The 11,404-nt window shown below is 68.4% G+C and carries 17 protein-coding genes; 7 read left to right on the top strand and 10 right to left on the bottom strand.

All coding sequences use genetic code 11. From position 1 onward, the window contains the following. Nucleotides 1–34: 34 nt before the first annotated feature. Nucleotides 35–817, top strand: a complete 783-nt coding sequence (locus ACT89H_RS08595; RefSeq protein ID WP_445108261.1) for an ABC transporter permease — start codon at nucleotides 35–37, stop codon at nucleotides 815–817. A gap of 75 nt (nucleotides 818–892) precedes the next feature. Here the strand turns inward: ACT89H_RS08595 and ACT89H_RS08590 are convergent, their stop codons facing one another. Continuing rightward, entirely contained in the window at nucleotides 893–1,228 is a 336-nt protein-coding gene (locus ACT89H_RS08590) for an RNA polymerase-binding protein RbpA (protein ID WP_445107979.1), read from the bottom strand. Between the two features lie 243 nt (nucleotides 1,229–1,471). On the opposite strand from ACT89H_RS08590, the gene ACT89H_RS08585 reads away from it, so the two are divergent. After that, on the top strand, nucleotides 1,472–1,792 hold the full coding sequence (locus ACT89H_RS08585) for a hypothetical protein (protein WP_445107978.1): 321 nt from the start codon (nucleotides 1,472–1,474) through the stop codon (nucleotides 1,790–1,792). On the opposite strand, the gene ACT89H_RS08580 is transcribed toward ACT89H_RS08585, so the two are convergent. Both ACT89H_RS08580 and ACT89H_RS08575 read right to left on the bottom strand, forming a co-directional pair. Next, the gene (locus ACT89H_RS08580) at nucleotides 1,764–2,822 is read right to left on the bottom strand and encodes a hypothetical protein (RefSeq protein ID WP_445107977.1); all 1,059 of its coding nucleotides are present in this window, start codon (nucleotides 2,820–2,822) and stop codon (nucleotides 1,764–1,766) included. The two genes, ACT89H_RS08585 and ACT89H_RS08580, sit on opposite strands and share 29 nt — an antisense overlap. 386 nt (nucleotides 2,823–3,208) lie before the next feature. Continuing rightward, complete coding sequence (locus tag ACT89H_RS08575) at nucleotides 3,209–4,195, bottom strand: glycosyltransferase family 9 protein (RefSeq protein ID WP_445107976.1); 987 nt, start codon at nucleotides 4,193–4,195, stop codon at nucleotides 3,209–3,211. Nucleotides 4,196–4,407: 212 nt separating this feature from the next. Here ACT89H_RS08575 and ACT89H_RS08570 point away from each other — a divergent pair, with 212 nt between their 5' ends. The 3 genes from ACT89H_RS08570 to ACT89H_RS08560 all read left to right on the top strand — a co-directional run bounded on the left by ACT89H_RS08570 (nucleotide 4,408) and on the right by ACT89H_RS08560 (nucleotide 7,057). Continuing rightward, a complete protein-coding gene (locus ACT89H_RS08570) occupies nucleotides 4,408–4,998 on the top strand; it encodes an HdeD family acid-resistance protein (RefSeq protein WP_445107975.1) in 591 nt (196 codons plus the stop codon). Nucleotides 4,999–5,169: 171 nt separating this feature from the next. Further along, on the top strand, nucleotides 5,170–5,475 hold the full coding sequence (locus tag ACT89H_RS08565; RefSeq protein WP_445107974.1) for a hypothetical protein: 306 nt from the start codon (nucleotides 5,170–5,172) through the stop codon (nucleotides 5,473–5,475). 739 nt (nucleotides 5,476–6,214) lie between these two features. After that, entirely contained in the window at nucleotides 6,215–7,057 is an 843-nt protein-coding gene (locus tag ACT89H_RS08560; RefSeq protein WP_445107973.1) for a patatin-like phospholipase family protein, read from the top strand. 159 nt (nucleotides 7,058–7,216) lie between these two features. Here the strand turns inward: ACT89H_RS08560 and bfr are convergent, their stop codons facing one another. From bfr to ACT89H_RS08545, 3 genes are all read right to left on the bottom strand, one after another. Further along, nucleotides 7,217–7,696 (bottom strand): bacterioferritin, encoded by a 480-nt coding sequence (gene bfr, locus ACT89H_RS08555; protein ID WP_445107972.1) that lies wholly within the window; start codon nucleotides 7,694–7,696, stop codon nucleotides 7,217–7,219. Between the two features lie 58 nt (nucleotides 7,697–7,754). Then, nucleotides 7,755–7,946 carry a (2Fe-2S)-binding protein gene (locus tag ACT89H_RS08550; protein ID WP_445107971.1) on the bottom strand — a complete coding sequence of 64 codons (192 nt, stop codon included), beginning with the start codon at nucleotides 7,944–7,946 and terminating at the stop codon, nucleotides 7,755–7,757. 257 nt (nucleotides 7,947–8,203) lie between these two features. Continuing rightward, nucleotides 8,204–8,389 carry a PhlB family protein gene (locus ACT89H_RS08545; protein WP_445107970.1) on the bottom strand — a complete coding sequence of 62 codons (186 nt, stop codon included), beginning with the start codon at nucleotides 8,387–8,389 and terminating at the stop codon, nucleotides 8,204–8,206. On the opposite strand from ACT89H_RS08545, the gene ACT89H_RS08540 reads away from it, so the two are divergent. Beyond that, nucleotides 8,379–8,648 carry a hypothetical protein gene (locus ACT89H_RS08540; RefSeq protein ID WP_445107969.1) on the top strand — a complete coding sequence of 90 codons (270 nt, stop codon included), beginning with the start codon at nucleotides 8,379–8,381 and terminating at the stop codon, nucleotides 8,646–8,648. The genes ACT89H_RS08545 and ACT89H_RS08540 overlap by 11 nt on opposite strands. A 468-nt stretch (nucleotides 8,649–9,116) precedes the next feature. On the opposite strand, the gene ACT89H_RS08535 is transcribed toward ACT89H_RS08540, so the two are convergent. From ACT89H_RS08535 to ACT89H_RS08525, 3 genes are all read right to left on the bottom strand, one after another. Continuing rightward, nucleotides 9,117–9,374, bottom strand: a complete 258-nt coding sequence (locus ACT89H_RS08535) for a cold-shock protein (protein ID WP_445107968.1) — start codon at nucleotides 9,372–9,374, stop codon at nucleotides 9,117–9,119. A gap of 23 nt (nucleotides 9,375–9,397) precedes the next feature. Beyond that, nucleotides 9,398–9,544, bottom strand: coding sequence for a hypothetical protein (locus ACT89H_RS08530; RefSeq protein WP_445107967.1), 147 nt, complete (start codon nucleotides 9,542–9,544; stop codon nucleotides 9,398–9,400). A gap of 199 nt (nucleotides 9,545–9,743) precedes the next feature. Beyond that, complete coding sequence (locus tag ACT89H_RS08525) at nucleotides 9,744–10,163, bottom strand: Hsp20/alpha crystallin family protein (protein WP_445107966.1); 420 nt, start codon at nucleotides 10,161–10,163, stop codon at nucleotides 9,744–9,746. A gap of 145 nt (nucleotides 10,164–10,308) precedes the next feature. On the opposite strand from ACT89H_RS08525, the gene ACT89H_RS08520 reads away from it, so the two are divergent. Next, nucleotides 10,309–10,686, top strand: a complete 378-nt coding sequence (locus tag ACT89H_RS08520) for a MerR family transcriptional regulator (RefSeq protein WP_445107965.1) — start codon at nucleotides 10,309–10,311, stop codon at nucleotides 10,684–10,686. A gap of 8 nt (nucleotides 10,687–10,694) precedes the next feature. Here ACT89H_RS08520 and ACT89H_RS08515 read toward each other — a convergent pair whose 3' ends face one another. Then, nucleotides 10,695–11,114 (bottom strand): ATP-binding protein, encoded by a 420-nt coding sequence (locus ACT89H_RS08515; RefSeq protein WP_445107964.1) that lies wholly within the window; start codon nucleotides 11,112–11,114, stop codon nucleotides 10,695–10,697. Nucleotides 11,115–11,404: the final 290 nt, after the last annotated feature.

Below are 11,404 nucleotides of genomic sequence, written 5' to 3'. Positions count from 1 at the left end.
CGCGGCGCACTCCGATTCCGCCCCACGGCTGCGGTTGTTCCGGGATAGCGCCATCGTCGCGCACCGCAATCTGCTCACCATCCTGCGCGTGCCGACGCTGCTGGTGACGGCCACGATCCAACCGCTGATGTTCGTGTTCCTGTTCGCCTACATCTTCGGGGCCTCGCTGGGCGGCGGGCAGTACCGCGAATTCCTGCTCGCAGGCATCTTTACCCAGACGGTGGCGTTCAACGCCGCGTTCACCACCGTCGGTCTGGCCGGGGACCTACAGAAGGGCATCATCGACCGGATGCGGGCACTGCCGATGTCGCGGCTGGCCGTGCTGATGGGCCGGACGCTGTCGGATCTCGTGGTCAACATCCTCAGCCTGGCGGTGATGGTCGGGTGCGGGTACATCGTGGGCTGGCGCATCCACGGCAGCGTCTCCGACGCCGTGCTCGCGTTCGCGGTGATCCTGCTGTTCGCGTTCGCGATGTCCTGGGTCGGTGCGCTGACCGGCCTGCTGTCACCGACGGTCGAGGTGGCCCAGAGCGCGGGGCTGATCTGGCTGTTCCCGCTGACGTTCATCTCCTCGGCATTCATCTCGGCGCAGACGCTACCCGGGCCGCTGCGCACGATCGCCGAGTGGAATCCGATCACCGCGGTCTCGGCGGCGGGACGCAAGCTGTTCGACAACGACTCGCCACCCACCTTCGTCCCGCCCAGCGGCTGGGCCGCCGACCACTGCGTCGAATACGCGGCCGCCTGCTCGGTGGCGATCCTCGTGGTGGCCGTGCCGCTGGCGCTGCTGCGCTACCGAAAGGTGGCGAGTCACTGACCTACGCGACGACGCGCACAGCGAACGGCCGCCGCATCCCGACGATGCGGCGGCCATGTCGATATTCGCGAGCCGTCAGGCGCGGCGGCGGGTCTTGAGCAGCTCCAGGCGCTCCTTGAGCAGTTCCTCGAGCTCCTCCTTGCTGCGGCGCTCCAGCAGCATGTCCCAGTGCGTGCGCGGCGGCTTGACCTTCTTGCTCTCCTGTGTGGTGCCTTCGACCAGCACGCCCTCCTGGCCGTTGCGGCACAGCCAGGTCGGCGGGATCTCGGCGTCGTCGGCGAAGGGGACGTCGAATTCCTCGCCGTTGTCGGTCCGGTACCGGGCGATCCGACGCGGAGCCAGGTCGTGGTCGCGATCGGTCTCGTAGCTCACCGCTCCGAGCCGACTGCCTCGGAGTACGCGATCTGCCATGGTGTGCCTCTCCCTGTGTGCTCGAGTCTTCGTGCGCTGCGACCGTTGTCCGCGCGAGTGTGCGGGGCATTCGCCGGACCTGATGTACAACGATCGGGCCTGCGCCGATAGTTCCCGACGCGGCCGCGGTGAACCGTTCCATTGTAGTGCCCGCGCCGTAGCGGAGTCGTCGCGCCCGATGCCGGGTGATTCGCCGGGGTCGCCGAGCGGATCGTGGGTGGCGAGCTATTAGTGTTCTGCGTCATGTCGCGCCGCTTGTCCTGCCAGTGGTGTGGGCGGGAGATCGTGGAATCGGAGGCCGGCCGCCGTCGCCGGTACTGCCGCCAGTCCTGTCGCCAACGCGCCTACGAACACCGGAACAGTCTGAAGGGGACCGGGATTCCCGACGACGCGGTCGTGCTCAGCGCCCAGGAGGCCGCCGACCTGGCCGATCGCTGGTTCGCAGCCCGCTGCGCCGCCGAGGATATCGCCACCGCCATCGCGGAGGGGGCGACGCCCGATGAGCTGGCCGCGCTCGGCAACACGCTGGTCACGCTCACCCGTGACGCGGAACGCCTGCGCTGACCGGCTCCGGCGGGTGCGGGCGTGCGCCGCCCCGGTGGCGTAGATACACCGCGCCGAGCAGCACGCCGACCGTCGCGGCGAGTCCGCAGGCCGCCGACCAGGTGGCGGCATCCGGATGGATCAGCGACTGGCCGCGCATCGCCTGCCAGAACACCAGCGCCAGCACGCCGGCGTAGCCCGCCGCCAGCACACCCACGACGGCCGCGCGGGCGCGTTCCGGGCGCAGCCAGCGGTACCGGGGAGCGAGCCGGGCGAGTGCGAGGGCCGCCAGCAGCAGCACCTGGATGCCGTGCAGCCCGACGAAGTGCGGAACGCGCAGGTCACCGCCGACCGTGCTCCAATGCGTGATCGGCATGCCGCCCGTGCCGTCACGGGCGGCGAGATCGCCGCCGCCGGACAGGACCGTGTGCCCGGCGGCCAATTCGACGGGTCGTCCGGCACTGTCGCGGACGAGTTGCTTGCCGGTGAAGCCCATCAGGTAGCCCAGCGCCATGCCGGCGACGGCCAGCGCCAGACCGGCATGGACAGCGCGTGCCGTCGGCTGGTCCGCCACCCGCTGCCAGGACAGGATCAGCACGATCACCAGGTTGGCCAGGAACAGGCCGGGCACACCCGAGGCGAAGACCATCTGCCCGATCGAGTTCACCGGGTCGGCCTCGGTGTTGAAGTGGCTGAACGTACCGCGTGCGGCTTGCAGCACGATGAATCCCACATCGATGAATCCGGTCACCGCGAACACCGTGCCCAGCCACCAAGTGGCCCGGCTGCCCCGGTGCGGCAAGGACAGCAGCCACGCCAGAGTGAGGCTGTAGAGGACGAACGCCACGCCGAATTTCATCGGCTTCAGCCAGACCGATTCGTCGAGCAGTGTGCGGTCGTCGACCAGCATCGCGGCGAGGCAGAACAGGACGAGCGCGGCCATCGCGGCGACCGTGCCCAGCAGTGGTCGATGCAGTCGTCCGCGCGTCGCCCTCGTCGCGCCGGCCCGCGACTCGGCGTCGGGTGCGGCGGCGAAATGTGTTGTGAACATGGACCGAACGTAGAATTCGCGGACCCCGGCGAACGTCCCGCCGCGGCGCTATTCGCGTCTGGTACCCGGGTATCGAGCGGACACCGCGGGCGGTACCGCAGACGTATGTGTCGCCGCATGCGGTCGGGTCCCGGCTCGTGTGCTCCGGCAGTCGGCGCGCGATGCGATCTTGCGGCGCCCGGGTCGTCGCGTTGGGTATGCCCGGTTGGAGTTCGTGCCCGCACGGCGCCGGCGGACCCGACCCGCCACGCGATCGTCGAGGCCCTGCCGCAGGCCGCACGCTCGGTCCGAGCGTGATCGCCGCCTGTTCCGCCGCGCTCAGAACCGCGACGGCGAGCTGCCCGCGACGGTTGCCCGCACCGGGCGCTCGTCGTCCTGGGTGGTGGTCATCCCACCCGCCGGTACGCCGCTGTACGGCGATCGGTACCCGTGCCGGGCCAATTGCGCTTGCTCAGCTGCTTGTCGACGGCGTTGATCACCTCGGTGACGCCGATCTGCAACAGACCGGGGTCGGGGGTGTCGGCGTCCGGATCACCGATGCGGCCGGTCCACAACACGGCGTGCCGGCCCAGCAGGTGCGCGGGCGGGCCCGCCCACCGTGGCGGCGTCGGGCCGAACAACAGAACGGTGCGGGTGCCGAACGCCGTGGCCAGGTGTGCCACACCGGTGTCTCCGCAGATCACCAGGGCGGCCTCGGCGACGGTGGCGGCCAGATCGATGAGGTTCTGCTGCCCTGCGAGTACCCGGCCCACCGGCAGGCCGGCCCGCGCGGCGACGCCGAGCGCGAGTTGGCGTTCGTTCTCGTCTCCGGTGAGGACCACCTCGCGCCCGCGGGTGAGCAGGTGCCGGACGACGGCGGCGAACCGGTCCAGCGGCCACCGGCGCGCCGGTGCGCCCGCGCCGACGTGCACGACCACGCAGTCGCGGTGGCTGGTCGTCGACACCGGCGGAACCAGACCGAGGTTGCGGCGGTCGGCGCCGATGCCCCCGTACTCGAGCAGATGACACCACCGGTCCACCGGGTGCATGTCCGGTTCCCACTCCGGGCCGGGCAGCTCGGGGAACGCGTGGTTGCGGAAGGTGAGTATGCGCTCGGCCCGGGTCTTGGACAGCGTGACGATGCTCTCGGGACTCGCGCCGTGCAGGTTGACCGCCAACTCGGGCGGGGGCGCGTCCCAGCGGAGGCTGCCCGGATCGGAGGCGGGTACCAGCGCGTCGACCGAGGCGATGAGATCGACAATCGGCTTGAGTCGCAGTGGCGCCGCCAAGACGATGCGATCGAGCGGTGTGGCTCGGCGCAGCGCGCGTAGAGCCGGGATCGCGGTGAGTAGATCACCCAGCCCACGCGCCTGCAACACGAGCAGAACCGCCACCCTCTTCTCCTAGCCACCCGAGTCTCACCGAACCCCGACCCACCCGTTCACCCCAGGGGCGCCAACGAAGAGTCACTATGGGATAACTACCCGGCGGTCCGGATGGCGAAACGTGAAGACCGGACGACGCCGTCGTGTCGGCCGGCAGCTGCGACGCGCTTCGATCAGCAAATGTTCAGAAAACATATGTAGAGCCGCTATATCATCAGGTAATGACGACAAACAGCGTGGTTGAGGGTCCTCTTCAGTCTCTTGCCCGCCGTGCGTGGCAAACGATACTGCTCACTGGCGTTCTCGCGGTGATCCTCGGCATTCTGATCCTGGTCTGGCCCGACATCACTCTGGCGGCGGCCGGCATCATCTTCGGCATCTACCTGGTGGTCACCGGCTTCCTGCAGCTGATCGCGGCCTTCGGCGCGCCGGCAGGCGCCGGCCTGCGGGTGCTGTCGTTCATCATCGGTGTGCTGTCGATCGTGGTCGGCGTCTTCTGCTTCCGGGACGAGCTGGCCTCGTTGCTACTGCTCGGACTGTGGATCGGCATCGGCTGGCTGTTTCGCGGGATCGCGCTGCTGATGGCCGCGATCTCCGAACCGGAACTGCCGGGACGCTGGTGGCAGGTGCTCTTCGGCGTCGTCACCGCGGTCGCCGGTGTCGTGCTGATCGTCTGGCCGGTGCGCTCGGTGGCCACGCTGGCGGTCTTGGCGGGGGTGTGGCTGATCATCATCGGCCTCATGGAGGTCGTCGTGGCGTTCGGGGTGCGCAGGGAGGCCAAGGCCCTTCGCGGCGAGGGCGCTGTCGCCTGATCCCAGTCCCGCTCGGCCGGGCGCCATCGGCGCCCGGCCGAGCGATGTCGTGTCTCGTGCCGCTGACCAGCACGGTTCCGTCCTGCTGGAACTCGTGACAGAATCACAGGCGCATTGTCACGAGACGTCGGCTTCGGGGTTGGTCGACATCGAAAAGTACTGGAGGCACGAATGATTCGTACTGCTGGGTTTGTCGGTGCGCTGGCCCTGGCGGGGGCCGCGGCCCTGCTGTCGGCGGGCACTGCCCAGGCCGCGGTCGGCACGCTGTCGATCAACGGCGAACTGCACGCGGATCCGGTGGGCTGCCTGAACACCGACGGTACCTTCTACACCACGTTCCAGATCACCGTCGTCAACAGCACCGATCGTGCCGTCACGCTGTACTCCGGGAGGGACTGCACCGGTTCCGTCGTCGGTGAGCTGCCCGTGGAGAGGATCGGGTATCTGCCCAAGGGCGGCAGCGTCTCCGTCAGCTGAGCGGTCGGTCGCACTCGCGGCCGCGGCGGATCACCGCCGCGGCCGCTCCGATCGACGACAGCGGCGGCACATCACATCGTGACCGCGCTGGAGTTTTCGAACTCGCTCGCGGGACTCGCGTTCAGTGTGTGCGCGGCCGGTCGCCCGGGCTCGGCACGGTGGGCTCCGGTCTCGCCGATACCGGAGCCGGCGTGGCAGCGCCAGAGCGGCGACGCCCCCGCGGATCCCAGGTCATCGCCGTCGCCGCTCCTGCGAGCAGGACGACCACGATCGTCGGCACTACACACCAGACCAACACGGTCATTGCCTCCCTGGCATCACCATCCGATGGACAGACTGCGTCGACCTACCAAGGCGGACAGGTGTTTCGAGTCGCTGACAGTATTCACCGACCGGGTGGCGCGCGCGAATCCGCGCCGCGGCGCCGAATCTGGTCCCCCACGCGTCGACCTGTTCCGCCGCGGGCGGCGTGCCTGCACGAACGTGGATGCGTCCGGTGACCTGGCTCCCGGTGCGGTGAGCAGAGGAGATGTGGATCACGGCCGCGCCGCCGCCATCCCGTGTGTGGGTGGGGTCTCAGCCGAGCGCGTGCCGTTCACACGGCGGCGGTACGTCGGTGCGGGCTATGCCGGGAAAGCCGGTGGATCACGCGGTGCGGCGAACGCGGAGAGATCGTTCTAGGTCGTCGTCGGCGGCCGAGGCGGATGGAGGCCCGCGCTTCGGCGGATAGGCTGGCGGCATGTCGGACACGATGGCATCCAACGGCTTCTCGGTCGCGCTGGTGCTGGGCGGGGGTGGTCCGGTCGGTATTTCGTGGTTGGCGGGACTGGCGACCGGGTTGCGGGACAACGGTGTCGACTTGACGCTGGCCGACCGGTTCGTGGGGACCTCCGCCGGGGCGGTCGTCGGCGCGGTCCTGGCCGACGGCGGTGATCCGGCGCGATTGTTGCGGCCACCGCCCGCGTCGGCGGCGCCGGTGCGGGCGGATCCGGCGCGATTGGCGGAGATATTCGCCGTGCTGCGTGCCCCGGGGCAGGATGCGGCCCAGGCGCGCCGCCGCGTGGGGGAGATGGCGCTGGCCGCGCGGGCCGGTGACCCGGACGAGCACATCGCGCGCATCGGCGGGCTGGCCGGTGTGACGCAGTGGCCGGCGCGCGATCTCGTCGTGACCGCCATCGACATCACCACCGGTGAGTTGCGGGCATGGACCAGGGACGGCGCGGCGTCATTGCCCGCGGCGCTGGCGTCGAGCACCGCGGTACCCGGCGTCTTCCCGCCGATCCCGATCGACGGCCGCCACTACATCGACGGTGGGGTGCGCTCGCCGGTCAACGCGGATCTGGCCGCGGGCGCGGATGTCGTCGTGATTCTGGAACCCTTGGCACACATGTTCCCGCGCATCCTCAGCGATCGCGAATTGGGTTCCGCGACAGAGATTTCCATAGTCCCCGACGAGGAAGCGGTCACCGTGTTCGGACTCGACGTGTTCGACCCGGCGGCGCTGGCTCCTGCCTATGCGGCGGGCGTGCGCCAGTCGGCGGACGCGGCGCCGCAACTGAAGGACTTCTGGCCCGATAGATAACCGAGCCGTGGGCCGCGCGTTCACGACCGAGGCGGCCGGTCCGGGTATCGAAGAACGTCCTGCGGCGGAGACGGCCGCCCCCGGCGATACGCCTCGGCGCGGCGAGCGCCGGGGCGTAACGCCGGTCGGTCTCTCCGAGGCGCACCGGGAAGTAGCCGGTCAGTCGTCCGGAGTCTCGGTGAAGCGCTGGAGATACAGCGGCTCGCCCAGTTTCTCCACCAGATCTAGCTCGGTTTCCAGGTAGTCGACGTGCTGCTCTTCGTCTTCCAGGATCTGCTCGAAGATGCGAGCCGAGGTCACGTCGCCGCGCGAACGCATCAACTCGATGCCCCGGCGGAGCCGTTCGACCGCTTCCATCTCGATCTGCAGGTCGGCCCGGAGTTGCTCGGGCACGGTCTGCCCGATGCGCAGCGGGTTCAGCTTCTGGTAGTTGGGCAGGCCCTCCAAGAAGAGGATCCGGTCGGTGAGGATCTCGGCATGTTTCATCTCATCGATGGACTCGTGCCGAGTGTGCCGGGCCAGTTTGGTAAAGCCCCAGTTCTCCTGCATCTTGGCATGCAGGAAGTACTGGTTGATCGCCGTGAGTTCGGCCGTCAACTGCTCGTTGAGCAGCGCAACGATGTCCTTGTCGCCGTCCATAGCAGCGATCGTGGCACACAATGCGCGCAGCGGCAGGCAGACCGCCTGGTGTGTCGGCTCAGGCGGCCGAGGGCTGTGTTCCGGCGGACGCCCGCGCGCGGCCGATCACCTCGGCCAGTCGCGCCGTGCAGCTGCCGCAGCCGGGCTTCCATCCGCAGGCGTTCTTCACCTGGCGGATGCTGTCGGCGCCCGCGGAAACGCAGGTGTGCACGTCACCTTCGGACACCGCGTTACAAATACAGACGTACATGAAGCCTCACAGCCAGGTCACATTATCGCTGAGGTTAGCCTCGACTAACGAGGTAAGCCTCCCCTAATGTATAGCAGCTCCGAGCGGTGATGTGAAGCCCGGTGCCGATGGAGGGGGTGACCGGAACGCGAGGCATGCCGTCGCGGCGGTGTGTCGGCGAGCAGCTGCGACCGCTGGACAAGATGACCATCAACGGGAGGCGGCGCCTTCTGGCTTCGAGGTGATCGCGTCGGTGCGCCGCGCACCCGGCCGCGGGGTCAGGTCGGTCGGGCGACACTCCCCGAGGTGCGCGCCTCGGAGTTGACCGCGAAGACCGGGAACCTGTCGCCCTGGGGACGTGCCTGGAACCGCACCCGCACCGGTGTGGTGGAGGACGGTGGCAGCTCGCCCTGGATGATCGTGTACAGCCACGGGCCGTCGTCGAGTTCGACGATGGCGATCATCGACCGTTTCGCGTCCGCGCGCGGGTGGTCCGCGCAGTTCAGTATCCGCCAGGACACGATCGACCCCACCCCGGAGGACGGCACCCACTGGAGATCGTCGGAAGAGCAGGACGAACACGTGCCGAACAGTGGTGCCAGCAGTCTGGCGCAGCATCCGCAGCGCCGGATCATCAAGATCGGAGCCGTGCGATCGCCGGGGTTACTGCCGACGTCCGGGGTTCGCTGCGCATCGAACCGGTCCATGAGAGCCTCGATGTGATACGTGCTGATGTGACCAACCAAGCCAGCATCGCGTGCGCGCGGTCCCCCCGCGAGGGCCGATCGGCCGCGGGTATGCCTATTTCTCGCCGATCTTTCTCGCCGATCCCGCGTTGAGCGGGCCTCGGTCGAACCCGCGACCAGGCGTTTTCTCCGGGCAGCGCGGGGCGGCCCGGGGTCGAGTCCGATAACCGGGCTACCGTGGAAATCACGTGACGGGCGCGCCTGCGGTCGCGCGTGGAGCGTGGGGTGGGCAGCCGGTGCTCGGTCAGCGCACCGAGGCCAGGGTACGGAAGGCCAGCGTGCGGAAGGTCGCGACGACGCCGGCGTCGGCGAGCAGGCCGGTCGTCGACGAAGCGGGCGTCGGGACCGAGCAGCAGCGGCGACTGTCCGGGCGCGCCCAGGCTCTTGGTCGCGGGCACTCGTCGGCACGGTCATCTGATCGCTTCCGCTGGGCCGGGGCAGGTGGTCAGACGTCGGGCAGCACTGGGCGCACCGCCGTGGCCTCCGGGCCGCGCTTGCGCATGGTGGCAGTGAACACCACGGGCTGACCGGCGTGCAACGATTTGTATCCGGTGGTCTCGATACTGGTGTACTCGACGAAGACCGGCGTGGGATCGTCTTCGGATCGGAGAAACCCGAAACCCTTCTCGATGTTGAACCAGACCACCGTGCCGCGGCGCCAGTATTCCGCCGCGCTGCGGTGGGGGTGGGACTGGTCGGTCACGAAAGTCAAGGATAGAGGGTGGATCACGCAGCCGGATCGGAGTGCATGATCCGCCGCCACCATGTGTCCAGCGGGCTCGGGTCGGGCCAGATGATCGCGGCCTCGGCGGAAACCCCGCCTGCGGCATCGGTCGCTGTCAGCAGGGGGTCGCGTGTTTCGGTGGATGCCATGATCAGATGCTCCATCAGGTGGTCGGTTCGCAAGAAAGCTTCTGTGCGACAACGTTGTTCGCGCTCCGGGAGGGTGCGGGCCCGGAACTCCGGGCCCGCACGGAAGGGGGATGACACTCGTCGCACGTTGATTCGATTGCACTGGCTTGGACATCACCTCGCTTCCGATTCCGGTGGAGTCTCGCGGTCGGGGCGCCGCTCAGGCGTTGATCGCCTTGTGCCCGTTACCGCGACCGATCTCGATCTTGCGTGGTTTGGCCTTCTCCGCCACCGGAATCGTGAGGCGGAGAACGCCGTCGGTGTAGTCGGCGCGAATCTGGTCGGTATCGAGGTTCTCGCCCAGGAACAGCTGACGGCTGAACACGCCGCGGGCGCGTTCCGCGGCGATCATCTCCCGGCCGGAGTCGAGTTCAGGACGGCGTGCGCGCACCGTCACCACATTGCGCTCGATGTCCAGGTCCAGGGATTCGGGATCGATGCCGGGCAGGTCGAACTCGACGACGAATTCCTCGCCCGCGCGCCAGGCGTCCATCGGCATCACCGCGGGATGCGCCTTCGTGCCGAACACCTGCTGCGTCAGACGGTCCAGATCGCGGAACGGATCGGTGCGCATCAGCATGGTCGCCACCTCCAAATCACTCCATTCTCCATAGTAGGAGCCAGATAACCTCTGCTGTCTGGCATAGATTTGTTGTACCACTTAGTGAAGTTGAGTGCAAGGCGCTAAACTAGGAAATCTGTAGGCCGAAATGAAGTGAGGATGGATGGCGCAGGACAGGGGCGACTCGGGGCATCTGCCGGATCCCGGCCGAGCGGTGTACGGGATTTCGGTCGCTGCCGGGCTGGCCGGGATCGGCGTGCAGACGCTTCGGCTCTACGAGCGTCACGGATTGCTGACTCCCGCGCGCAGCGACGGAGGCACCCGCCGCTACAGCGGCAACGATCTGGCGCGGCTGCGGCGGATCACCGACTTGGTCGCCACGGGCGTGAACCTGGCCGGTATTCGCCGCATCCTCGACTTGGAGGACGCGAACGCCGACCTGCACGCGGACAACGACCGGTTGTACGCGGACAACGACCGGTTGCAAGCCGACAACACCCGCCTACGCGATGCGCGGAACGATCCGTCCGACCCGGTATAGGTCGTGGACTATTTCGAGAAGGGGATACGTAGATCGACCACCGTACCGGTATCACCGGTGGTCACAGTGACTTCTGGAATAAGCGCGCGGATCAGGGGCATGCCCCGCCCGCGCAGCGAATCGGCGTGCGGATCGGGGTGTTTCCATCGGCCACTGTCGGAAACGGTCACCCGGAGTTCGTCGCCCTCGATCGACGCGCGCAAGCGGACCAGGCCGCCGTCGCCCCGATGGCCGTGCTCGACGGCGTTGGTACACGCTTCACCGACGGCGAGCAGTACGTCGTAGGCCGGGGCCGCGGCCATGCCGCACCGGGCGAGCCATTCCCGCAGGGCGTGCCGGACGATGGCCAATTGCACCGCCTCGGCGGGAAAATCCAGCTCCAGTGGCGTCACGGCGTCGGGTAGCGGGACCCGCTCGCCCGCGTTCACGAGCGCGCACCAGCCGCCGGGATCGCAGTGCGTCTGTCGCGGCCCGGTCTTCTTCTCGTCGTCGTGCCCTGACCGTGGCGTCGATGCGCCGTCACCTCGGTACCTTCCTGTCGGGGATCGGTGCGCTGTACCCACGCCACGCCGAGCGGGTGGACCGCCATCGGGCGCGGCTGTCGTGTTCCCCGTGCGTGTGCCATAGCTTCCTGAAGCTATACCCAGTTGATCATTCCCCATTCATCGCTGCGGTCCCGTCCGTGAACACCCGCGACCTTCCCGGCCTCGCCGCAACC

The sequence above is a fragment of the Nocardia aegles genome, assembly GCF_052545135.1.
Note: the sequence above shows the minus strand (reverse complement) of the source record. Positions and strands in the feature narration are given on the sequence as shown.

Bases quoted from the DNA above. Each gene is read 5' to 3' on its own strand.
- ACT89H_RS08530 (WP_445107967.1), bottom strand. From the start codon at position 9,544: ATGGCATCCACCGAAACACGCGACCCCCTGCTGACAGCGACCGATGCC.
- ACT89H_RS08565 (WP_445107974.1), top strand. From the start codon at position 5,170: ATGATTCGTACTGCTGGGTTTGTCGGTGCGCTGGCCCTGGCGGGGGCC.
- ACT89H_RS08545 (WP_445107970.1), bottom strand. From the start codon at position 8,389: ATGATCGCCATCGTCGAACTCGACGACGGCCCGTGGCTGTACACGATC.
- ACT89H_RS08550 (WP_445107971.1), bottom strand. From the start codon at position 7,946: ATGTACGTCTGTATTTGTAACGCGGTGTCCGAAGGTGACGTGCACACC.
- ACT89H_RS08580 (WP_445107977.1), bottom strand. From the start codon at position 2,822: ATGTTCACAACACATTTCGCCGCCGCACCCGACGCCGAGTCGCGGGCC.
- ACT89H_RS08590 (WP_445107979.1), bottom strand. From the start codon at position 1,228: ATGGCAGATCGCGTACTCCGAGGCAGTCGGCTCGGAGCGGTGAGCTAC.
- ACT89H_RS08570 (WP_445107975.1), top strand. From the start codon at position 4,408: ATGACGACAAACAGCGTGGTTGAGGGTCCTCTTCAGTCTCTTGCCCGC.
- ACT89H_RS08560 (WP_445107973.1), top strand. From the start codon at position 6,215: ATGTCGGACACGATGGCATCCAACGGCTTCTCGGTCGCGCTGGTGCTG.
- ACT89H_RS08585 (WP_445107978.1), top strand. From the start codon at position 1,472: ATGTCGCGCCGCTTGTCCTGCCAGTGGTGTGGGCGGGAGATCGTGGAA.
- bfr (WP_445107972.1), bottom strand. From the start codon at position 7,696: ATGGACGGCGACAAGGACATCGTTGCGCTGCTCAACGAGCAGTTGACG.
- ACT89H_RS08525 (WP_445107966.1), bottom strand. From the start codon at position 10,163: ATGCTGATGCGCACCGATCCGTTCCGCGATCTGGACCGTCTGACGCAG.
- ACT89H_RS08520 (WP_445107965.1), top strand. From the start codon at position 10,309: ATGGCGCAGGACAGGGGCGACTCGGGGCATCTGCCGGATCCCGGCCGA.
- ACT89H_RS08540 (WP_445107969.1), top strand. From the start codon at position 8,379: ATGGCGATCATCGACCGTTTCGCGTCCGCGCGCGGGTGGTCCGCGCAG.